Annotated in this window: 19 protein-coding genes; 7 read left to right on the forward strand and 12 right to left on the reverse strand. The window is 67.8% G+C overall.

The window, feature by feature from the left end; translation table 11 throughout:
* Positions 1-219: 219 nt before the first annotated feature.
* From ABD378_RS23020 to thyX, 3 genes are all read right to left on the reverse strand, one after another.
* Positions 220-1,905, reverse strand: coding sequence for a ribonuclease J (locus tag ABD378_RS23020; protein ID WP_344523186.1), 1,686 nt, complete (start codon positions 1,903-1,905; stop codon positions 220-222).
* A 136-nt stretch (positions 1,906-2,041) separates the two neighbouring features.
* Entirely contained in the window at positions 2,042-2,941 is a 900-nt protein-coding gene (gene dapA / locus ABD378_RS23025) for a 4-hydroxy-tetrahydrodipicolinate synthase (RefSeq protein WP_344523188.1), read from the reverse strand.
* Between the two features lie 190 nt (positions 2,942-3,131).
* Positions 3,132-3,872 (reverse strand): FAD-dependent thymidylate synthase, encoded by a 741-nt coding sequence (gene thyX / locus ABD378_RS23030; RefSeq protein WP_344523190.1) that lies wholly within the window; start codon positions 3,870-3,872, stop codon positions 3,132-3,134.
* Positions 3,873-4,062: 190 nt separating this feature from the next.
* Here thyX and ABD378_RS23035 point away from each other — a divergent pair, with 190 nt between their 5' ends.
* Entirely contained in the window at positions 4,063-4,302 is a 240-nt protein-coding gene (locus tag ABD378_RS23035) for a hypothetical protein (protein WP_160507559.1), read from the forward strand.
* A 111-nt stretch (positions 4,303-4,413) separates the two neighbouring features.
* Positions 4,414-4,977: a hypothetical protein gene (locus tag ABD378_RS23040; RefSeq protein WP_344523193.1), complete on the forward strand. Its 564-nt coding sequence runs from the start codon at positions 4,414-4,416 to the stop codon at positions 4,975-4,977.
* A gap of 9 nt (positions 4,978-4,986) precedes the next feature.
* Here ABD378_RS23040 and ABD378_RS23045 read toward each other — a convergent pair whose 3' ends face one another.
* The 6 genes from ABD378_RS23045 to eccD all read right to left on the reverse strand — a co-directional run bounded on the left by ABD378_RS23045 (position 4,987) and on the right by eccD (position 12,382).
* Positions 4,987-5,439: a hypothetical protein gene (locus tag ABD378_RS23045; RefSeq protein WP_344523195.1), complete on the reverse strand. Its 453-nt coding sequence runs from the start codon at positions 5,437-5,439 to the stop codon at positions 4,987-4,989.
* Between the two features lie 19 nt (positions 5,440-5,458).
* On the reverse strand, positions 5,459-6,211 hold the full coding sequence (dapB, locus tag ABD378_RS23050; RefSeq protein ID WP_344523197.1) for a 4-hydroxy-tetrahydrodipicolinate reductase: 753 nt from the start codon (positions 6,209-6,211) through the stop codon (positions 5,459-5,461).
* Between the two features lie 31 nt (positions 6,212-6,242).
* Positions 6,243-7,622, reverse strand: coding sequence for a M16 family metallopeptidase (locus ABD378_RS23055; protein WP_344523199.1), 1,380 nt, complete (start codon positions 7,620-7,622; stop codon positions 6,243-6,245).
* Positions 7,619-9,838, reverse strand: a complete 2,220-nt coding sequence (locus tag ABD378_RS23060) for a polyribonucleotide nucleotidyltransferase (protein ID WP_344523201.1) — start codon at positions 9,836-9,838, stop codon at positions 7,619-7,621. Before ABD378_RS23060 ends, ABD378_RS23055 begins: the two co-directional genes overlap by 4 nt.
* 509 nt (positions 9,839-10,347) lie before the next feature.
* On the reverse strand, positions 10,348-10,635 hold the full coding sequence (gene rpsO, locus ABD378_RS23065) for a 30S ribosomal protein S15 (RefSeq protein ID WP_160507553.1): 288 nt from the start codon (positions 10,633-10,635) through the stop codon (positions 10,348-10,350).
* Between the two features lie 226 nt (positions 10,636-10,861).
* Entirely contained in the window at positions 10,862-12,382 is a 1,521-nt protein-coding gene (gene eccD / locus ABD378_RS23070) for a type VII secretion integral membrane protein EccD (RefSeq protein ID WP_425583861.1), read from the reverse strand.
* A 360-nt stretch (positions 12,383-12,742) separates the two neighbouring features.
* Between eccD and eccCa the strand changes: the two genes are divergently transcribed.
* The 5 genes from eccCa (at position 12,743) to ABD378_RS23095 (ending at position 18,829) form a co-directional block, all read left to right on the forward strand.
* Positions 12,743-16,720 carry a type VII secretion protein EccCa gene (gene eccCa, locus ABD378_RS23075; protein WP_344523206.1) on the forward strand — a complete coding sequence of 1,326 codons (3,978 nt, stop codon included), beginning with the start codon at positions 12,743-12,745 and terminating at the stop codon, positions 16,718-16,720.
* Between the two features lie 39 nt (positions 16,721-16,759).
* Positions 16,760-17,245 (forward strand): hypothetical protein, encoded by a 486-nt coding sequence (locus ABD378_RS23080; RefSeq protein ID WP_344523208.1) that lies wholly within the window; start codon positions 16,760-16,762, stop codon positions 17,243-17,245.
* On the forward strand, positions 17,242-17,970 hold the full coding sequence (locus ABD378_RS23085; protein ID WP_344523210.1) for a hypothetical protein: 729 nt from the start codon (positions 17,242-17,244) through the stop codon (positions 17,968-17,970). Before ABD378_RS23080 ends, ABD378_RS23085 begins: the two co-directional genes overlap by 4 nt.
* Before the next feature lie 235 nt (positions 17,971-18,205).
* Positions 18,206-18,364: a hypothetical protein gene (locus ABD378_RS23090; RefSeq protein ID WP_344523212.1), complete on the forward strand. Its 159-nt coding sequence runs from the start codon at positions 18,206-18,208 to the stop codon at positions 18,362-18,364.
* A 156-nt stretch (positions 18,365-18,520) separates the two neighbouring features.
* Positions 18,521-18,829 carry a DUF397 domain-containing protein gene (locus tag ABD378_RS23095; protein ID WP_344523214.1) on the forward strand — a complete coding sequence of 103 codons (309 nt, stop codon included), beginning with the start codon at positions 18,521-18,523 and terminating at the stop codon, positions 18,827-18,829.
* 152 nt (positions 18,830-18,981) lie between these two features.
* Here the strand turns inward: ABD378_RS23095 and ABD378_RS23100 are convergent, their stop codons facing one another.
* The 3 genes from ABD378_RS23100 to ABD378_RS23110 form a co-directional block, all read right to left on the reverse strand.
* Positions 18,982-19,260, reverse strand: a complete 279-nt coding sequence (locus ABD378_RS23100) for a WXG100 family type VII secretion target (protein ID WP_386543714.1) — start codon at positions 19,258-19,260, stop codon at positions 18,982-18,984.
* Between the two features lie 79 nt (positions 19,261-19,339).
* Positions 19,340-19,678, reverse strand: coding sequence for a WXG100 family type VII secretion target (locus ABD378_RS23105; RefSeq protein ID WP_344523218.1), 339 nt, complete (start codon positions 19,676-19,678; stop codon positions 19,340-19,342).
* A 57-nt stretch (positions 19,679-19,735) separates the two neighbouring features.
* Positions 19,736-20,827, reverse strand: coding sequence for a S8 family serine peptidase (locus tag ABD378_RS23110; RefSeq protein WP_344523220.1), 1,092 nt, complete (start codon positions 20,825-20,827; stop codon positions 19,736-19,738).
* Between the last annotated feature and the right edge of the window lie 819 nt (positions 20,828-21,646).

Genomic DNA, 21,646 nt, shown 5'->3' on the forward strand with positions numbered 1-21,646 from the left:
CTTTCCGGTTCCCGCTCCTGCCTTTCGGCTTTCGCGTTTCCCTTTCCGGCGGCTCCGACTTTATCAGAGATTCTGAGTCGGAATTCCCCGCCCCGTTCGGGTTGCTCCGGGCACGTGAGTGCCGGGTGCTTCCCTCTGCGGCGGAGACGTAAACGTACTGGAGCGGGGCGCCCCGATGCAAATCGAGGCGCCCCGCTCCGGAGTTCACGCGGTGTCAGGTCAGACCTCGACGACCACCGGGAGGATCATCGGGCGTCGGCGGTAGTTGTCCGAGACCCACTTGCCCAGCGTGCGGCGGATGAGTTGCTGCAGCTGGTGGGGTTCCACGACGCCGTCCTGGGCCGACTTCTCGAGGACCTCCTGGACCCTCGGCATGACCGCGGAGAACGCCGAGTCGTCGATGCCGGAGCCGCGGGCCTGGATGTGCGGGCCCCCGGTGATCTTGCCGGTGCTGGAGTCCACCACCACGAAGACCGAGATGATGCCCTCGTCCCCGAGGATCCTGCGGTCCTTGAGGGACGACTCGGTGACGTCGCCGACCGAGAGGCCGTCCACGTACACGTATCCCGCCTGGACCTTGCCGACGATCTTCGCCTTGCCCTCGACGAGGTCGACGACGACGCCGTCCTCGGCGATCACGATGCGGTCGTGCGGGACGCCGGTGAGGGCGCCCAGCTCGGCGTTGGCGCGCAGGTGGCGCCATTCGCCGTGCACCGGCATCAGGTTCTTGGGCTTGCAGATGTTGTAGAAGTACAGGAGCTCGCCCGCCGACGCGTGGCCGGAGACGTGCACCTTCGCGTTGCCCTTGTGGACGACGTTCGCTCCCCAGCGGGTCAGGCCGTTGATCACGCGGTAGACCGCGTTCTCGTTGCCGGGGATGAGCGACGACGCCAGGATCACCGTGTCGCCCTGGACGATGCGGATCTGGTGGTCGCGGTTGGCCATCCGGGACAGGGCCGCCATGGGCTCGCCCTGGGAACCCGTACAGACGAGCACCACCTGGCTGTCGGGCAGGTCGTCCAGGGTCTTGACGTCCACCACGAGGCCCGGCGGGACCTTGAGGTAGCCGAGGTCCCGGGCGATGCCCATGTTGCGGACCATGGAGCGGCCGACGAAGGCGACCCTGCGGCCGTACTCGTGGGCGGCGTCCAGGATCTGCTGGATGCGGTGGACGTGGCTGGCGAAGCTCGCGACGATGATCCGCTTCTGGGCGCCGGCGAAGACGCCCCGGATCACGTTCGAGATGTCGCGCTCCGGCGGGACGAAGCCCGGGACCTCGGCGTTCGTCGAGTCGGAGAGAAGGAGGTCGATGCCCTCCTCGCTCAGCCGCGCGAACGCGTGCAGGTCCGTGAGGCGGCCGTCCATCGGCAGCTGGTCCATCTTGAAGTCGCCGGTGGCGACGACCATGCCCGCGGGGGTGCGGACGGCGACGGCCAGGGCGTCGGGGATGGAGTGGTTGACCGCGATGAACTCGCAGTCGAACGGGCCGAGCCGCTCGCGGTCGCCCTCGACGACCTCGAGCGTGTACGGACGGATCCGGTGCTCCTGGAGCTTCGCCTCGATGAGCGCGAGGGTCAGCTTGGAGCCGATCAGCGGGATGTCCGCCTTCTCGCGGAGGAGATAGGGGACACCGCCGATGTGGTCCTCGTGGCCGTGCGTGAGCACGATGCCGTCGATGTCGTCGAGACGGTCCCTGATGGACGTGAAGTCCGGCAGGATCAGGTCGATTCCGGGCTGCTCCTCCTCGGGGAAGAGCACTCCGCAGTCGACGATCAGCAGGCGACCGTTGTACTCGAAGACGGTCATGTTGCGACCGATCTCGCCGAGGCCGCCGAGCGGGGTGACCCGCAGGCCGCCCTTCGGGAGCTTCGGCGGGGCGCCGAGTTCAGGATGCGGATGACTCAAAAGACTCTCCTCACCACACGCGCCACGTACCTCTAGGGCACGTGGCGCGCATGACGTTCGTGCAGTAGCAGTTGTTTGGTGTAGGTGCAGGACCCTGTCCTGCGGTGTTTCGCGTATTCAGTTGTGAAGTCAGTGGTCAGAGCTGTACCCCGCCCGCGGCGAGATCGATCTTGAGCTGGGCCGTCTCGTCGGGCGACAGTTCGACGAGGGGCAGCCGCAGCGGTCCCGCGGGGCGGCCCTGCAGGGTGAGCGCCGCCTTCGTGGTGATCACACCCTGCGTACGGAACATGCCCGTGAAGACCGGGAGCAGCTTCTGGTGGATCTCGGTGGCCTTGCGCACGTCACCCGTGGCGTACGAGTCGATCATCGCGCGCAGCTCCGGGGTGACCACGTGGCTGACGACGGAGACGAAGCCGCAGGCGCCGACGGAGAGCAGCGGGAGGTTCAGCATGTCGTCGCCGGAGTACCAGGCGAGGCCGGAGCGGGCGATGGCCCAGCTGGCGCGGCCGAGGTCACCCTTGGCGTCCTTGTTGGCGACGATCCGGGGGTGCTCCGCGAGGCGGACGATCGTCTCCGTGTTGATCGGTACGCCACTGCGTCCGGGGATGTCGTAGAGCATGACCGGCAGCTCGGTGCTGTCGGCGATCGCGGTGAAGTGCCGGAGCAGGCCCTCTTGCGGGGGCTTGTTGTAGTACGGCGTGACCGTCAGGAGGCCGTGGGCACCGACGCGCTCGGCGTCGCGCGCGAGCTCGATGCTGTGGCGGGTGTCGTTCGTGCCGACGCCCGCGACGACGTGGGCGCGGTCTCCGACTGCTTCCACTACGGCTCGTACGAGCTCGGCTTTCTCCGCGTTGCTGGTGGTCGGGGACTCGCCGGTGGTCCCGTTGATGACGAGGCCGTCATTGCCTGCGTCCACCAGGTGGACGGCGAGTCGCTGCGCGCCGTCGAGGTCGAGTGCGCCGTCCGCCGTAAAGGGCGTGACCATAGCGGTGAGGACCCTGCCGAAGGGGGTCTGCGGAGTGGAGGTCGGAGCCATGGGTAACACGCTACTCGCTGCTCAGCGCGTGGTCCCCCCTCGGGGGATGTGTGCGGACCTGACAAGTGAGGAGCCCGGCACTGCCTGCTCGGGGGTTCAAGCAGTGCCGGGTCCGTTTGATCAGGCTAGATGAACTTCTCGAAATGCCGCAATACGGACACCTCGCTCAGCCCACCCGTACATCAGTGCCTTACGGAGCCACACGTCCGTTGCCGTTGAACGCGGCGTGCGTGAGAGGCATGAGCTTGGCCCACTGCTCCTCCATCTTTTCGCCGACCATCTCGATCTCCCGCTGCGGGAAGGACGGGACCTTGGCGAGCTCGTGCTGCGTACGCAGGCCGAGGAAGTGCATCAGCGAACGGGCGTTGCACGTCGCGTACATGGACGAGAAGAGGCCGACGGGCAGGACCGCGCGGGCGACTTCGCGGGCGACGCCGGCGGCGAGCATCTCCTGATAGGCCTCGTACGCCTGGCGGTACGAGTCCTCCATGACGCGGCCCGTGAGCTCCTGCTGCGCCTGGGTGCCTTCCACGAAGACGTACTTCCCGGGGCGGCCTTCCTGGACCAGCTTGCGGGACTCGTCAGGGACGTAGAACGTCGGCTGGAGCTCCCTGTAGCGGCCCGACTCTTCGTTGTACGACCAGCCCACGCGGTGCCGCATGAACTCGCGGAAGACGAAGATCGGGGCGCTGATGAAGAACGTCATCGAGTTGTGCTCGAAGGGGCTGCCGTGGCGGTCCCGCATCAGGTAGTTGATCAGGCCCTTGGAGCGCTCGGGGTCCTTCTGGAGCTCCTCCAGGGACTGCTCCCCGGCAGTGGAGACACGGGCGGCCCACAGGACGTCGGAGTCGGTCGCGGCATGCTTCACCAACTCGACGGTGACCTCGCTGCGGAAGCTGGGCTTGAGGTCTTCGGTGGGGGTCTCGCTCACTGGCGGGGTCCTTCCATGTGCATCACTCGGGCGGCGCCCACTCTATGGCCCGGCACTGACAATCGGCCGTTCGGTGGCTCGCCACGACAATCTTCGGCGAATTTGGCGAAACCGGGCACCATTTGGGCGTTTCGAGCGTCTGACTGGACAACAGAGTTTCGTTCGAGTCGCGTGAGGAGAAACGCACCCCATGTTCCGTCGGCGCGAGCCCGTTCCGTTCGCCTTCATCGCCGAAGCCGACAAGTTCCGCAGCAATGTCACTCCCCCACCCCGAGAGCGCGCTTCGGCCGCTCAGGTCGTGGGCCGCACGCTGGTCGGCCTGGTCGTGGTCGCCGGACTCGCAGGTTCCCTGCTGTTCGGCATGCCCGCCCTTTCGCCCGATCAGTCACCCGCGCAGAACCAGCAGTCCGAGGCCTCGGACGGTCGATGACGACGGTCTCGACCCCCTGACTCGTCCGGACCCCCAAGGGTGGTAGCAGGAGGCAGGGCTCGGTAGCCTCACCGGGCACAGCCCGTGCGTGGATTGAGTGAGGATTCAGTCGTGCCCCTGCCCTTCCTGACGGCGGACCGCGCCTTTGACGAGGCAGCGGACGACGCCGCGCTGCCGTTCGACGATCGCGACCACTGGCGGCGGCCCTACCGGCCGGGTCCGTGGCGGGTGGGGGCGGCCGCGCTGCTTCTGCTGCTCGCCTCGTACATCCTCGTCGCCGCCGTGATCATCGCGTTCGCGGACTCACTGGCGGGTGCCGCGATCTGCGCGGGACTCGCGGTGGTCATCATCGTGAGCGCGCTGCGGCTGCTGCGGATGGGCACCTGGGTCAGCGCGCACGGACTGCGTCGTGTCGCCTTCCTGACGACGCAGACAGTGCCGTGGGCCCAGGTCGTGACGGTGCGTACGACGCAGCAGCCCGTGCGGTGGCTCGGGCTGCCCCGCACCGTGCAGGGGCAGGCACTCGTCCTCGTACGACGGGATGATCAGCAGGCGGAGGGGCAGCGGCCGTTGCTCACCGACCGCAATGCCGACTTCATGGCCCGGCACGAGGCCTTCAACCGGGCGGCCGACTCCATCGAGGTGTGGGCCGACGAGTACCGCCGCACCGCCTGATCCCGAACGCTAGACGTTCACCGGCCTGCCGGCGTGCAGCGCGATCGCGCGCTGCATGGCCTTCCGCGCGCGCGGGGTGTCCCGGGCGTCGTGATAGGCGACGGCGAGGCGGAACCAGCAGCGCCAGTCGTCCGGTGCGTCCTCGGTCTCGGCCTTGCGCCTCGCGAAGACCTCGTCGGCCGAGTCGCGGTCGATGCGGCCGCCGGGCGTGCGCTTCAACTCGTCGACGGGCAGGCCGCCTTCGGCCTCAAGCTCGGCGGCGAGGCGGTTGGCGCGCCGGACGAACTGGGTGTTCTTCCAGAGGAACCAGACGCCGATGAACGGCAGGATCAGCACCGCGACACCGAAGGTGACGGTGAGCGCGGTGCCGTGCTGTATCAGGAGCACGCCGCGGCTGCCGACCAGGACGAAGTAGACGACCAGGACGGCAGCCGTGACGGCGTAAGTGATCTTTGCTCGCATGAGGGTCAGTCAGCCCGCGTCAGTTCAGGTCCAGGAAGTGTTCCAGGCCGAACGTCAGGCCCGGAGTGCTCACCACACGGCGTACGCCGAGCAGGATGCCCGGCATGAAGCTGCTGTGGTGCAGCGAGTCGTGCCGCACGGTGAGGGTCTCGCCCTCGCCGCCGAGCAGCACCTCCTGGTGGGCCAGGAGGCCGCGCAGCCGCACGGAGTGCACCGGCACACCGTCGACGTCCGCGCCACGGGCGCCGTCCAGGGCCGTCGACGTGGCGTCGGGCTGCGGGGCGCTGCCCGCCTCCCTGCGTGCCGCGGCGATGAGCTGGGCGGTGCGCTGAGCGGTGCCGCTGGGGGCGTCGGCCTTGTTCGGGTGGTGCAGCTCGACGACCTCGACGGACTCGAAGTACGGCGCCGCGATCTGCGCGAACTTCATGGTGAGAACCGCGCCGATGGAGAAGTTCGGGGCGATCAGGACGCCCGTCTCCGGCGATGCGGCCAGCGAGGCCTCCAGCTGCGCGATGCGCTCGTCGGTCCAGCCCGTCGTACCGACCACGGCGTGGATGCCGTGCCGTACGCAGAAGTCCAGATTGCCCATCACCGAGTCGGGGTTGGTCAGTTCGACCGCGACCTGGGCGCCGGTCTCCACCAGCGTGTCCAGCTTGTCGCCCCGGCCGAGCGCGGCGACCAGTTCCAGGTCGTCGGCGGCTTCGACGGCTCGCACGGCCTCGGAGCCGATCCGGCCCTTGGCTCCGATGACCGCCACGCGCAGCTTGCTCATGTGCCTGATTCCTTAAGGGAGTTGAGCGAGTTTAGGAGACCGCTTCGTGCAGGCGGGCGGCCTGCTTGTCCTTGAGCGGACCGATGGCCGACAGCGACGGACGGTGGCCGAGCACGTCGCGGGCGACCTCACGGACCTCGTCCGGGGTGACCGCCGCGATCTTGGCCAGCATGTCGTCGACCGACATCTGCTCGCCCCAGCACAGCTCGCTCTTGCCGATGCGGTTCATCAGCGCGCCGGTGTCCTCGAGGCCGAGGACGGTGGAGCCCGCGAGCTGGCCGATCGCACGGCCGATCTCGTCGTCGCTCAGGCCGTTCTGCGCGACGTCGTCGAGTTCGTCGCGGCAGATCTTCAGTACGTCGTGCACCTGGCTCGGGCGGCAGCCCGCGTACACGCCGAAGAGGCCGGTGTCGGCGAAGCCCGACGTGTACGAGTACACGCTGTAGGCCAGGCCGCGCTTCTCCCGGACCTCCTGGAAGAGCCGGGACGACATGCCGCCGCCGAGGGCGGTGTTCAGGACGCCCATGGCCCAGCGGCGCTCGTCCGTGCGGGACAGGCCCGGCATGCCGAGGATGACGTGGGCCTGCTCGGTCTTGCGGTTGATGACCTCGACCTGGCCCGCCGTGCGCAGGGCGCGGGAGCCCTGGCGCGGGACGACCGGCGTCGCGTCGGTGCGGTGGAGGGCGCCCGCCTTCTCGAAGGCGGCACGGACCTGACGTACGACCTTGTTGTGGTCGACGTTGCCCGCGGCCGCGACCACCAGACGGGTCGGGTCGTAGTGCTTCTTGTAGAAGCGGCGGATCCGGTCCGCGGTGAGGGCGTTGACCGTCTCCTCCGTGCCGAGGACGGGGCGGCCGAGGGGGGTGTCGCCGAGCATCGTGTGCGCGAACAGGTCGTGCACGCAGTCGCCCGGGTCGTCCTCGGTCATCGCGATCTCTTCGAGGATGACGCCGCGCTCGGCGTCCACGTCCTCCTGGAGGATCAGTGAGCCCGTCAGCATGTCGCACACGACGTCGATGGCCAGCGGCAGGTCGGTGTCGAGCACGCGTGCGTAGTAGCACGTGTACTCCTTCGCCGTGAAGGCGTTCATCTCGCCGCCGACCGCGTCGAGCGCGGCCGAGATGTCCAGGGCGCTGCGCTTCTTGGTGCCTTTGAAGAGCAGGTGTTCCAAGTAGTGCGTGGCGCCGTTCAGGGACGGGGTCTCGTCTCGGGATCCGACGTTCGCCCAGATCCCGAAGGTCGCGGAACGTACGGAGGGCAAGGTCTCGGTGACGACGCGGAGGCCGCCCGGCAGCGTCGTACGGCGGACCGTGCCGATGCCGTCCTTGCCCTTCAGGAGGGTTTGGGTACGGGCGACGGCCCGCCCCTCCGAAGAGGGGCGGGCCGTCGTCGTGGTGCTACGCGACGTCACTTGTCGGTGTCGTCCTTCGAGTCGTCGTCGCCCTCTTCGCCCTCGACCACGGGGATGAGGGAGAGCTTGCCGCGGGAGTCGATCTCGGCGATCTCGACCTGGACCTTCTGGCCCACGCCGACAACGTCCTCGACGTTCTCCACGCGCTTGCCGCCGGCGAGCTTACGGATCTGCGAGATGTGCAGCAGACCGTCCTTGCCCGGCATCAGGGACACGAACGCACCGAAGGTGGTGGTCTTGACGACCGTACCCAGGTAGCGCTCGCCGACCTCCGGCATGGTCGGGTTGGCGATGCCGTTGATCGTGGCGCGGGCGGCCTCGGCCTGCGAGCCCTGCTGGGCACCGATGTAGATGGTGCCGTCGTCCTCGATCGTGATGTCGGCGCCGGTGTCCTCCTGGATCTGGTTGATCATCTTGCCCTTCGGGCCGATGACCTCACCGATCTTGTCCACCGGGATCTTGACCGTGATGATGCGCGGCGCGTTCGGGGACATCTCGTCCGGAACGTCGATCGCCTCGTTCATGACGTCCAGGATGTGCAGACGCGCGTCACGGGCCTGCTTCAGCGCGGCGGCCAGGACCGAGGCGGGGATGCCGTCGAGCTTGGTGTCGAGCTGGAGCGCGGTCACGAACTGCTTCGTACCGGCGACCTTGAAGTCCATGTCACCGAACGCGTCCTCCGCACCGAGGATGTCGGTGAGGGCGACGTAGTGCGTCTGGCCGTCGATCTCCTGGGAGATCAGACCCATGGCGATACCGGCGACGGCGGCCTTCAGCGGCACACCGGCGTTCAGCAGCGACATCGTGGAGGCGCAGACCGAGCCCATGGACGTCGAGCCGTTGGAACCGAGGGCCTCGGAGACCTGACGGATCGCGTACGGGAAGTCCTCGCGCGACGGGAGCACCGGCACGATCGCGCGCTCGGCGAGCGCGCCGTGGCCGATCTCGCGGCGCTTGGGCGAACCGACGCGGCCGGTCTCGCCGACCGAGTACGGCGGGAAGTTGTAGTTGTGCATGTAGCGCTTGCGCGTCACCGGGGAAAGGGTGTCGAGCTGCTGCTCCATGCGGAGCATGTTGAGGGTGGTGACGCCCAGGATCTGGGTCTCGCCACGCTCGAACAGCGCCGAGCCGTGCACGCGCGGGATGGCCTCGACCTCGGCGGCGAGCGTACGGATGTCCGTGACGCCACGGCCGTCGATGCGGACCTTGTCCTTGATGACGCGCTCGCGGACCAGCTTCTTGGTCAGCGCGCGGTACGCACCGGAGATCTCCTTCTCGCGGCCCTCGAACTGCGGGAGCAGCTTCTCGGAGGCGATCTCCTTGATGCGGTCGAGCTCGGACTCGCGCTCCTGCTTGCCGGCGATGGTCAGGGCCTGGGAGAGCTCCGACTTCACGGCGGCGGTCAGGGCCTCCAGGACGTCGTCCTGGTAGTCCAGGAAGACCGGGAACTCGCCGGTGGGCTTGGCAGCCTTGGCGGCGAGGTCCGACTGGGCCTTGCAGAGCGCCTTGATGAAGGGCTTCGCGGCTTCCAGACCGGCGGCGACGATCTCCTCGGTCGGCGCCTCGGCGCCGTCCGCGACGAGCTGGATGGTCTTCTCGGTGGCCTCGGCCTCGACCATCATGATCGCGACGTCGCCGTCCTCGAGGACGCGACCGGCGACGACCATGTCGAAGACGGCGTCCTCGAGCTCGGTGTGCGTCGGGAAGGCGACCCACTGGCCCTTGATCAGCGCGACACGCGTGCCACCGATCGGGCCCGAGAAGGGCAGGCCGGCCAGCTGCGTGGAGCAGGAGGCGGCGTTGATCGCGACCACGTCGTACAGGTGGTCGGGGTTGAGCGCCATGATCGTCTCGACGATCTGGATCTCGTTACGCAGGCCCTTCTTGAAAGAAGGACGCAGCGGGCGGTCGATCAGGCGGCAGGTCAGGATCGCGTCCTCGGAGGGGCGACCCTCACGACGGAAGAACGAACCGGGGATCTTGCCGGCGGCGTACTGCCGCTCCTCGACGTCCACCGTGAGGGGGAAGAAGTCGAGCTGGTCCTTGGGCCGCTTGGAAGCGGTGGTGGCCGACAGCACCATGGTGTCGTCGTCCAGGTACGCGACGGCGGAGCCTGCGGCCTGCTTGGCCAGGCGGCCCGTCTCGAAGCGGATGGTGCGGGTACCGAAAGTGCCGTTGTCGATAACAGCCTCGGCGTAGTGGGTCTCGTTCTCCACTAGCGTATTCTCCTCGTCTTCGTCCCCTGGCCCGTGTGGCGCGGGGACGGTGGCGGAGAAGCGCTCCTACTGGTGCGGGCCGGTCTTCGATCGAAGCACCCGGGGGTCTCGCGACGTCTCTGCGACATCGCGCTGACCCCGGGGGCCACTACCGAGGACCGGCGGCGGCTTTCCTTGAGGCGCGCTTCTCCTCGTTCGGTTGACGTCGTCTCGTCGCCATGTGCGACGCCGTTACGTCTCCGAACCGTGCAGTCCGATTCTGCCCAGTCCGGTATGGGGTGTGCGTATGACGTTGTCTATGACGTTGTGCGACCAGACTACAAAGGGCCGGTGACACTTCGCACGTAGAGCATGCGTACATCACGTACGGCACGCTTGTGTACTGCGATTCCGTGCCGAGCGGTCTTGTGCCCGGCGATGCCGCCGCGCATGCCGCTGTCGGCGCGAATCGCGCGTACAGCAAAGGGAGCGGTCCCCTCTTGCGTGGGAACCGCTCCCTTCACGATGTCTTACTTCGCGCCCGCCGCACCGCGACGGATGCCCAGACGGTCCACCAGCGCACGGAAGCGCTTGATGTCCTTCTTGGCCAGGTACTGCAGCAGACGGCGACGCTGACCGACCAGGATCAGCAGACCACGACGGGAGTGGTGGTCGTGCTTGTGGGTCTTGAGGTGCTCGGTCAGGTCCGAGATGCGGCGGGAGAGCATGGCGACCTGGACCTCGGGGGAGCCGGTGTCGCCCTCCTTCTGGCCGAACTCGGTCATGATCTGCTTCTTCGTAGCGGCGTCGAGCGACACGCTTACTCCTCGTAGTCTTTTCGTGGCCACCGAGTGCCCCTGGTCTAAATCGCAGGGGAGCTTCCATAACTCGGGAGGCGAGGTCCGCTGGGCGCTGCCTCCAGGTCCTCGATGAGGGGGTCCGGGGGCGCGTACACATACGGCCGCTACACAGGGTACCAGTCGACTTGTGGAGGCTTGACCGGGGCCACAGGGCCTGGCTCGCTTCGGCCGGACCCAGCCGGGGTCAGCTGGTCATGGCCCGCGCTGCCGCGTAGACGTCGAAGACTGCCAGCGTAAGCGGAACCAGCGTCAGCAGGACGAAGCCTTCCGCGATCTCCGTGAAGCGGCCCCAGAAGGGGGTGACCCCCCGGCGCGATGTGATCAGGCCTACGGCGGTGACCAGTGCGGAGGCGGCCGCGATCGCAGCGACGAGCCACAGCGTCCGGACGTTGAGAGCCGCGCTGTCGCCGAGCAGGGCATCGCGCATCAGCGCGCGCGGCGGGTTGATACAGAGGCCGAGACCGAGCAGCACCAGCGCCCCCAGGCCCGCGGCCAGTGTCGCCGCGACCTGCGCCGTGTAGCGGAAGAGCTGGGCGCGCATCAGCATCGCGACGCCGGTGGCGAAGGCAAGCAGCTGCCCCCATACGTCGTCGGAGAAGCCGAGTACCGCCGCGGCCCCGACGGAGACAAAGGCGCAGCCGCCCACCAGGCCGACGAGCAGTTCGTGACCGCGGCGTGCCTGGGCGGCGATCCGTTCGGCGTCGATCGGTTCCTGCGGCTCGGGCTCCGCGCCGTACTCGCTGCGCGCGGCGTGCGGGGACTCGAAGCCCATGGGAAGACGGGCGAACCGCATGGAAAGACCCGGCAGGAACGCGAGGGCCCCCACGGCCAGCGGGGCGCAGAGCGCCGCGGTCTCGATCGGCTCCAGGTTCCTGAGCGTCGCGATGAACACCGTGAGCAGGCCGACGGCCGAGGCGAGGACGAAGGCGACGAACGGGCCGTCCCCGCGCGGTGACACCAGGGTGAGGATCACCGAGGCGACGAGCACGGCCGCGCAGGCGAGCAGGAACTGGAGCCTGCCGATGCCCTGGCTCTCGGTCAGGGGCAGCAGGCCGGAGCCGGCCACAGCCACGTTCGGCAGAGCGCCGAGGCCGAGTGCGATGGCCGAGGCCCGGTCGTCGTAGATCCGCGCGCGCACGCAGCCGAGAGTGAGCAGCAGCAGGCCGGCGACGGCGGCGAGGATCCCCGGGAGGCTGTGCATGTCGTGACGGGGCTCAGCGGTCCAGGCCACGAAAGCGATGAGGGCCGGCAGGACGGCGCCGCCGATGAGCCCCGCCACCCGCGTCAGGTCGCCGTTCCACAGCGTGCGGTCACGCGTCACCGCGGAGGCGATGGCCTCGGAGACGTCGTCGAAGACGGCGGGCGGCAGGGACTCCGAGAACGGACGCAGGGTGAGGAGTTCGCCGTCGAGGATGCGCTGCGCCGCGAAGGAGCGGGCACTGTCGAGCACGGCGCCGTCACGGCGTACGAGGTGGTAGCCGACGGGGGCGCCTTCGGCGGGGCTCTGCCGGGAGAGGCGCAGGATCTCCGGGTAGATGTCGGCGACCGGGATGTCGTCGGGCAGCGCCACGTCGATCCGGCTGTCGGGCGCGACGATCGTGACCCGGCAGAAGCCGAATCCCGTGCCGGCACCGGAGGGGGGTGGCCCCGTCGGCGTTCCCTGGCCGGGTCGGCCCGATCCGGTGGCCGTCGCGGAGGCCGTCATGCTCACCTTGTTGCTCCCCCTCAATGCTGGTGGTCCTGATGGCGATGTCATCAGTGATGCTGGTGTTGCGTAATCGGCGTGTTCGCCGACTGTGCCGCATCGGACGGTGCATCGCGGCGCAATCAGCTCCGGCTGGCTGGTTGTTGGGGTCGGCCCCCACCACATACCGCCAAATGCCCCGATTCATCGGCCGGTTGCTTGGACGCTTCCGCGGCCGGATTAGCACGTGCTCACGCGCACATCGGCACCCTACCGCCGACCGGTCACCACCCGTATCAGTAGGATTACACAGCGGCCTGCGTCCGCCTGAAACGGGGCGGCGGACGGAACACCTCGGCCCTGTAGGGGAATTGGTGCGTAGTGAGCCACATCGTCGTGAAGCGCCCACCTCGGGCTCTGCCGTCCCAGGTGCCCACCGAAGAGGTCGTGCTGCAGCCTCCGCCCGAGCTGCCGCGTGGGCAGCAGGAGGGCGCGATGATGCAGCTCCTCCCCATGCTGGGCATGGGCGGCTCCGTGGTGTTCTTCTTCATGCCCAATTCGCATCCGTTCATGAAGATCATGGGCATGGTGATGGTCGTGTCGACCGTGGCGATGTCTGTCGCCATGCTGATCCGCTACCGGCGCGGAACGCAGGGCCAGTTGGCCGACATGCGCCGCGACTACCTCCGCTACCTGAAGCAGACCCGGCGGCAGGCCCTGGACACCGCCAGAGCCCAGCGTGACGCGCAGTATTACCTCCACCCGTCCCCGGAGCAGTTGTGGGCCCTGGTCGCCGAGGGCAGCCGGGTCTGGGAACGCCGCACGGGGGACGAGGACTTCGGGCAGGTGCGCGTCGGGCTCGGCCCGCAGGCTCTCGCCACTGCGCTCGTACCGCCGCAGACCGCGGCCGTGGACGAACTGGAGCCGCTCACCGCGGGTGCGATGCAGCGCTTCCTCGCCGCGCACAGCACGCTGGAGGACCTGCCGATGGCGGTCTCCCTGCGGGCCTTTTACCACGTGACGGTCAGCGGTGACCCCCGTACGGTGCGGGCAGCGGCTCGCGCGCTGACCGGCTCGCTCGCTTCGCTGCACTCCCCCCAGGACTTGGTGATCGCTGTTGCGGTCGGCCGGACGGCCGCCCCGGAGTGGGAGTGGTCCAAGTGGCTCCCGCACTGCCAGACGCAGGGCACCGCGGACGGTGCGGGCAGCCGCCGCCTGATCACCGGCGACCCGACAGAGCTCGAGGCGATGCTCTCCGCCCGCTTGCAGGGCCGCCCCCGCTTCCACCCCGGCGGGGCTCATGTGCCGGACGAGCCGCACATCGTCGTCGTACTCGATGGCCTGTCACTGCCTCCCATGTCGGTCCTCGCCTCCCCTGAAGGGCTGCAAGGCGTGACGGTCCTTGAGGTCGTGCCCGGAGAACTGAGCGACGGACGGGGTGGGTTGTCCCTCGTCGTGCAGCCAAGGTCGCTGCGCATCGAATCCGGGCACGGTCTGGTGTACGAGGGCACGCCCGACCTCCTCTCCTACGAGGGCGCCGAGGCGCTGGCCCGACAGCTGGCCCCACTGCGGGTGGCATCGGGCGGGGACGACGACGAACCGCTCCTGGCCAATCTCGAGTTCACGGACCTGCTGAGCCTGGGTGACGCGAACTCGGTCGACACGGCCCGGACGTGGCGCCCGCGCGCTCAGGCCGAGCGGTTGCGCGTTCCGATCGGTGTCGGTGAGGACGGCCGCCCCGTAATGCTGGACCTCAAAGAGGCGGCGCAGGAGGGTATGGGTCCGCACGGGCTGTGCGTGGGAGCCACCGGTTCCGGCAAGTCCGAGCTGCTGCGCACTCTGGTACTCGGCCTCGCCGTCACCCACTCCTCCGAGAGCCTGAACTTCGTGCTTGCGGACTTCAAGGGCGGTGCGACCTTCGCGGGCATGGCGCAGATGCCGCATGTCGCCGCCGTGATCACCAACCTGGCGGACGACCTGACGCTGGTCGACCGCATGGGCGACTCCATCCGAGGCGAGCTCAACCGGCGTCAGGAGCTGCTGCGCGACTCGGGCAACTACGCCAACATCCATGACTACGAGAAGGCGCGTGCGGCCGGCGCCCCGCTCCAGCCGATCCCGTCCCTGGTTCTGGTCATCGACGAGTTCAGCGAACTGCTCACCTCCAAGCCGGACTTCATCGAGATGTTCGTGCAGATCGGCCGCATCGGCCGATCGCTCGGCGTGCATCTGCTCCTTGCGTCGCAGCGCCTGGAGGAGGGCCGACTGCGCGGCCTGGAGACCTACCTCTCCTACCGGGTCGGCCTGCGCACGTTCTCCGCCGCGGAATCGCGCGCGGCGCTCGGTGTGCCGGACGCGTACCAGCTGCCGAACGTGCCCGGCTCCGGCTATCTGAAGTTCGGCACGGACGAGATGGTCCGCTTCAAAGCGGCCTACGTCTCTGGGGTGTACCGCTCGGGCTCCGCGCAGGCCGCGGCTCTGGGTGGCCCGCTGCCCGTGGACCGCCGTCCGGTGCTGTTCACGGCGGCCGAGGTCCCCGTGCGCTATGCCGCCGCGCCGGCCGTCCCGGAGCCGCGCACGCAGTCGGCGACGGACCCGGACGACGCGCTGGCAGACACCGTCCTCGACGTCATCGTGCGCCGCCTGGAGGCGCAGGGCCCGGCGGCCCACCAGGTGTGGCTGCCGCCGCTGGACAGTCCACCGTCCCTGGACCAGCTGCTTCCGGGGCTCGCGGCCGTGCCGGGGCGCGGGCTCACGCAGCCCGGGTACGAGGGAGCGGGGAAGCTCGTCGTCCCCCTCGGCCTGGTCGACAAGCCGTACGAGCAGCGCCGTGACGCACTGCGGTGCGACTTCTCGGGCGCGGCGGGTCACATGCAGATCGTCGGTGGCCCGCAGTCCGGCAAGTCGACCTTGCTGCGCTCCCTGATGGCGTCCTTCGCCCTCACCCACACTCCGTACGAGGTGCAGCTTTACGGCCTTGACTTCGGCGGCGGCGCAATGGCGTCCGTGGCAGGGCTCCCCCACGTCGGCGGAGTCGCCTCGCGTCTCGACCCCGAGCGGGTGCGGCGCACGGTCGCCGAGGTGTACGGCGTGATGACGCGCCGCGAGGAGTTCTTCCGTACGTCCGGCGTCCCGTCGATCGCCGACTTCCGGGCGCGCAGGGCGCGGGGCGACATCACGGTGGCAGACCAGCCGTGGGGTGACGTTTTCCTGATCATCGACGGGTGGGGCAACTTCCGCACTGAGTACGAGGGGTTGGAGCCGGCGGTCCTGGACATCGCGGCACGGGGCCTCGGCTACGGGGTCCACCTGATCCTCACGGCATCGAGGTCGATGGAGGTCCGTGCGAACCTCAAGGACCACCTCATGAACCGCCTCGAACTGCGCCTCGGCGACACCATGGATTCGGAGTTCGACCGCAAGGTCGCCGCCAACGTCCCCGCAGGGGTGCCCGGCCGGGGCCAGTCCCCTCAGAAGCAGCACTTCATGGCGGCGGTCCCGCGCATCGACGGCCTGTCGTCCGACACGGACCTCGCCGATGCCACGTCGATCCTGACCGCCGAGGTGTCCCGCCACTGGACGGGGCCCGGCGCACCGGAGGTCCGCCTGCTGCCGAGGGAGCTGCCCTCCGAACAGCTCCCGCCCGGAAACGTCTTCCCGAATCGGGGTGTGTCCTTCGCCCTCGACGAGACCAACCTCGAACCGGTCTTCGTGGACTTCGAGCAGGACCCGTTCTTCTTCGTCTTCGGCGAGAGCGAGTCGGGCAAGTCGAACCTGCTGCGGCTGCTGATCACCCGCCTCACGGAGCGCTACAGCGGCGACGACTGCAAACTCTTCGTGGTCGACAACCGCCGCTCCCTCCTGGACGTGACCCCGGCCTCGCACTTGGCGGAGTACATCCCCATGTCCAACGCCATGGACCACCACATGACGGCCCTGGCCGACCTGATGAACCGCCGCACGCCCACTGCCGACGTCACCGCCCAACAGCTGCGAGAGCGCAGCTGGTGGCGGGGCCCGACGGTGTACGTGATCGTCGACGACTACGACCTGGTGTCCACCTCCAGCGGCAATCCGCTGGGCCGGCTCACCGAGCTGCTCCCCTTCGCCCGCGATGTGGGCGTCCGCTTCATCATCGCGCGGTCGACGGCCGGCGCGGGGCGAGCTCTGTACGAACCCTTCATGCAGCGGATGAAGGAACTGGGCGCGCAGGGTGTGGTGCTCGCCGGCGATCCGGGCGAGGGCGACCTTCTCGGCGGGGTGCGACCGCGGCCGATGCCGGTGGGGCGGGGGACCTTCGTCTCGCGTCGGAGGGGGAAGCCGTTGGTGCAGACGGGGTTGGTGGCCGGGGAGTTCTGAGGACCGCTGCCTGATCCGGACCGCATGAGGATTTGAACCATGATCGACAACGGGGAAGGGACTCGACCGGGACACGGTCGACGGTCCCGCCTCGCGGACCTGGCCGACATGACCGTGCCTGTGGCTGCCGGGCCCGACACGCGGGACGACAGCCTCCGCATACGCCGGGAGTTCGCCGCCTTGCTCGGTGAATTCCGGCGCACTGCGGTCCTGCTGCCGCTCGGTGAGGACGCGTGCCCGCTCACTGCGGATCTCAACGGCGTCCGATGGGTCTACGCCTTCTCGGACGAGGCAGCGCTGGCTCGATTCGCGGTCACGCGAGGGGACGGGGCTCGCGAGTGGGACTACCAATGCCTGCTGGGTGCCCGACTGCTGGACGGAGTCGTTCCGGCGGTCGGTGTGCCGTGTGGCGTGGCCTTGGACATAGGGAGCAAGGGCGACGAGGTGCTGCTTCCGCCGGTGCTGGGGATCGTCCCTGACGCGGTGGCGGTCGACGCCCACGAACACGGGGAGGACAGGCAGTGAGTGACGACGCGTCCGATCTGGCGACAGGCGGCCTGGACCTGATCGCCCAGGGGATCAACCTGACGCTGGAGGAGCTCAAGGAGCTCGGACCGATCGGTGCGGCCAGCGCTGGTCGCGGCTTTGAGGACATCGCTCTGACGGGCCTCGAGCTGGGGCACGGCGGCCTGACGTCCGCCTTTGGTTCGTTCTGCGAGCGCTGGGAGTGGGGTGTGCGGACCCTGGTCAAGGAAGGGAACGACTTCGCGCAGGGAGTGGGCCTTTCGGCCGGGACGATGTACGAGACCGAGCAGTACGTGGGCGGGTCCTTCAAGGTCCTGTCGAACTCCCTGGGCGGCAATCCGTACGCGACCGAGGACGAGGTCACCGGGATGAGCTGGGACGAGCTGGCCGAGAACCATGCCTTCGCCAACCCGGACTACAGCGAGGAGTCGTTCGAGAAGGCGGGGGACAACATCCGGCAGGGCTATGCCGACGCCGGCCGGGATGCGATGACCTCGACCTTGCTCGGGCCTGGGGCCGCCCAACGAGCCTCCGGTATGAGCGATGAGCAGTACGAGGCCCTGCTGGACGAGGGCTTCGGCCCCTCCCCCGAGGAGCGTGCCCAGGGTGACGCACGGCAGAGGGCCCAGCAGGTCCGCCACGTGAACGACGGAGAGAAATTCATCAGGCATAACGGGGATTACCAGATACCCCCGCCTTGGGGGGCGTCGCTAAGATGCAGGTAGCCCATTGATTGACAATACGCGGCGCGACAGGATCAAACGAGTACTGAACAATTTCGGCTCGGTGGTCTGGCTGAGGTCCCCTGTCGAACGGCACCCCACATATGGATATCTCCAAGTATCCTTTATCTCGTGGCGCTTCGAAGAGCCTCGCGACAACCTTAGGGAGATTTTCGAGGCGGTTATCCGAGAGACGCCCACAAGTCTTGAATGGACGTTCAAGGCCACAAGGAATTGGATGATCGCACCTACTCACCTCATCCAGCAGGCCGGCCCCGATGGAAGTAAATTCAATGAGGCCATGGTCTACATCACGGAAGAGGATCAAGAATTCTGCGCAGCAGCGAGAGAAGATCTCTCCAGCATTCTCGACGCTCTTGAATCGGCGTCATCCTAGTCAGCCCTGCGCCTGGGACGGAGCCCGATGTTCGACTGGACAGACACGGAGACCCTCGCGCGATGTACAAACCAGGTCATTGCGAAGCAGCCACCGAAGGCTCCAAGTAGGCTGAGCCAACCGTTCGTTGGCACGTCAGGAAGGGGCCGCTTCATCATGGCCGAGGCAGAGGACCACGAGTCGGAGCAGGACATCAAGGCGCGCAAGGAGCGGGAGAAGGACGAGCTCTACGCTCTCGACATCTCCGGCGTCGAGTGGCACAGCGCGCCGGGGGCGGAGGCACACGAGGAGCGCGTCGAGATCGCGTACCTCCCCGCGGGAGCCGTCGCCATGCGGTCGTCCGTCGAGCCGGAGACCGTCCTGCGGTACACCGAGGCGGAGTGGCGGGCGTTTGTACTCGGGGCGCGGGACGGGGAGTTCGACCTGGAGCCTTCGCCTCAGAATGGTGGCGTAGGGGCGGAGTAGATCCACCTCTATGGGCTGATCCTCGGAAACCGCGAGCCCGCATCCCACACCCTCACAGCCGGACCACCCACAGCTGCCGCGCTCACCACTTCGACGAGCCGGGGTGGACACCTCCCGCGCGTGTCCACCCCGGTATTGCATTCCGCTCGGCCTCACTGAAAGTAGCTGGCACCCTTCAGGTCGCCGCCGCGGTAGTCACCGCCGGCCTGGCCGACCTTCTGGCCGATTTCGACGAGAGCCCGGTGGATGGCCTCGGCGTTGTTGTCCCACTCCTTCTGCTTCAGGACGTACGCCTCGTGGGCCTTGCCCTCCCAGCCCTCGGCCACCTTCGCCACCGCCCGCTTGATGTCCGCGAGGTCAGCTTCCAACTGCTTGGCTTGGTTGCCGAGTTCGGTCGTGATGGCGTCAAGGCCACCATATTTGACCGCCATTTCACCATAGTGAACGTTTGCCATGCCTACCCCGTCTCTCAGTTGCTATGGAGGGTCGTTCCCCAGGGACCGACGTGCTTCAGTAGCTGTTGATGGCCGACTGCTTGCCGCCGTACTGCACGTCGATGCTGTCCATCGTCGACCGGACCTGGTCCTCAAGGCCGTCCGTGAGCTTCTCGTTGCCGCTGATGCCCTCCAGGAAGTCCACCAGGATCCGCCCGATCGCCTGCATGCGCTCGTTGAGCTCAGTCTGCTTCTTGTCGAACGCATGAGCTCCGACGCCCCGCCAGTTGACCTCCATCGTGTCGAGGGTGCCCTGGAGACGCTTGAGCTGCTGCTGGACCGATTCGTACTTGCCCACGATCTCTTTCTTCAGCAGCGCCACTTGCTCGTTGTTCAACTTCTGGCCGTCAGCCACGGCTGGGCTCCCTTCTTGAACCTTTGTTGGTATGGGTCGGGTGATGCTGCGCCGCGTTCAGGCTCTGCGCCTGGCCCGCATCGCCGCGAAGGCACCGCCACCGATCACCGCGGCTGCGGCGATGGAACCGAGGATCAACCACAACTGGTTATCGCTGTCAGTGGACTTCGAGCTTGACGTCGCTGCAGCGGCCCCGCCGTCTGCGGGGCCCTTCGGGGGGTGCGACTCAGCTGGTGCGGAAGCGGATGGGGAAGCCTCCTTGCCGGAACCGACGCCGGGGGTCTTCTCGTTGGTGAGGGGGTCGACGTCCGCAGGGCCAGGGTTCCCCTTGCCCTCCAGCAAGTTGGGAGCGGGCCGGACGAGTCCGTAGCCGAGGTAGACACTCGGATCGTCCTTCGGCCAGTCGCGGCCTGCTGTATCGATGAGGACGCGGAGGACCTGGTTGGCGGTCCAGTTGGGGTGCTTGGACCAGATCAGGGCGGCGGAGGCGGAGGCGATGGCTGCGGCCGCGCTAGTCCCGCCTTCCCCGTCGCAGTACGAGCGGAAGGTCGCATCGCACCACGTGGGGAGATTCCGCCCCGGCGCCGCCAGATCCACATAGTCACCGTGCTCCGAATACTTGGCAACCTTGCCGGACTTGTCGGCAGCGGAGACTCCGGTGACGGATGGGTACGCAGCGGGATACCCGATGAAGTTCTTCTTCTCAGCGTCATTTCCGACACTGGCGAACATCAGTTTCCCCTTGGAGGCCGCGTACTTCACGGCCTCTTTCTGATCTGGGTACATGAGGTCGCCACCGAAGGACATGCTGATGATCTGAACGTCGCTGTCTGCCGCTGCTCGAATGGCCTCGGCGCTTCGGTCTTCCTTCTTCCCAAATTTGTTTCCCAGTCCGGTACGGAAGGAGACGACCTCAGCACCGGGTGCCAATCCCTTGATACCCCCAGCACGTCCGGATCCCACGATCAGTTCTGCCATCGAGGTCCCATGTCCGTCGTAGTCATCCAGCGGACCGCCAGGCACGTCCGTCACGTCTTTGCCCGCCTGCACGCGGCCAGCGAGGGAAGGTGTCTCCGAGACGCCCGTGTCGATGACTGCGACTTTGATTCCCTTGCCAGTGCTGACTTTCCACAGGTCATCGGCGCCCATAGCATCCAAGTGCCACTGCTTCGACCGAACATCGTCGGCAACGGCACTCGGAACCAACCCGACTGACACGAGGGCCAACGCGCCGACCGCTGAGCCCGCGAGAGCGACAAATCTCCGTGCTGACCCCGTAAACGGTGCAACCCTTCCGCCATGTCGGCTGAACTTTGGCTTCATGACCTGCACGTCCTCGCTCGCGATCAGTCGATTACCGGCGGCACATGCCGCCGACTACTAGGCAGATATGTTTCCTCGTCCTCGACCAGGTGGGCCGGCCGCTGCGCGCCCTCGTCCTCGTCCTGATCAGGGCGCTGCCTATCGCCCCCAGAGCCACGCACCAAGCCTGTTCCACCAGTGGTGAACCCGTCTCCGCGACCCCCGCGCGTCGGCATACGCCTGTTGGGGGTCCCAACAACTCCGTCAGCGTTGCTGATGGATCGGCGAGGCAACCGGCCCCCACCAACGGTGCCGTGGGGTGTCGATCCCACTACCCCGCGCTGTTTTCCACCTCCGTCTGTGGACCTCGAACCACCTGTACCCTCTGTGCCGATGACCGGGCCACGCGGCACCCGGGAAGCACCAGAACCCGACACCGGACCGGGGGCGGGCCGCCCTCCGACAACGCCGTTGGCTCGCCCTGCACCAGTCCCAGAGATTCCAGAACGCGGACCCTTCGCATCGCCCGGTCGTGGTGTTCCCCCGGTTACAGCACGCCCCATTGGCGGCTGTCCGGTGACGGTCGGGCCACTGATGCTTCTTCCTTGGGCTGTCGGGCCTGTACGCCCAATCGGACCCGACGGACTACGTCCAGGACCCGCGGTT

Origin of the sequence: Streptomyces rectiviolaceus, assembly GCF_039533825.1 — a bacterium.
GTDB lineage: Bacteria > Actinomycetota > Actinomycetes > Streptomycetales > Streptomycetaceae > Streptomyces > Streptomyces rectiviolaceus.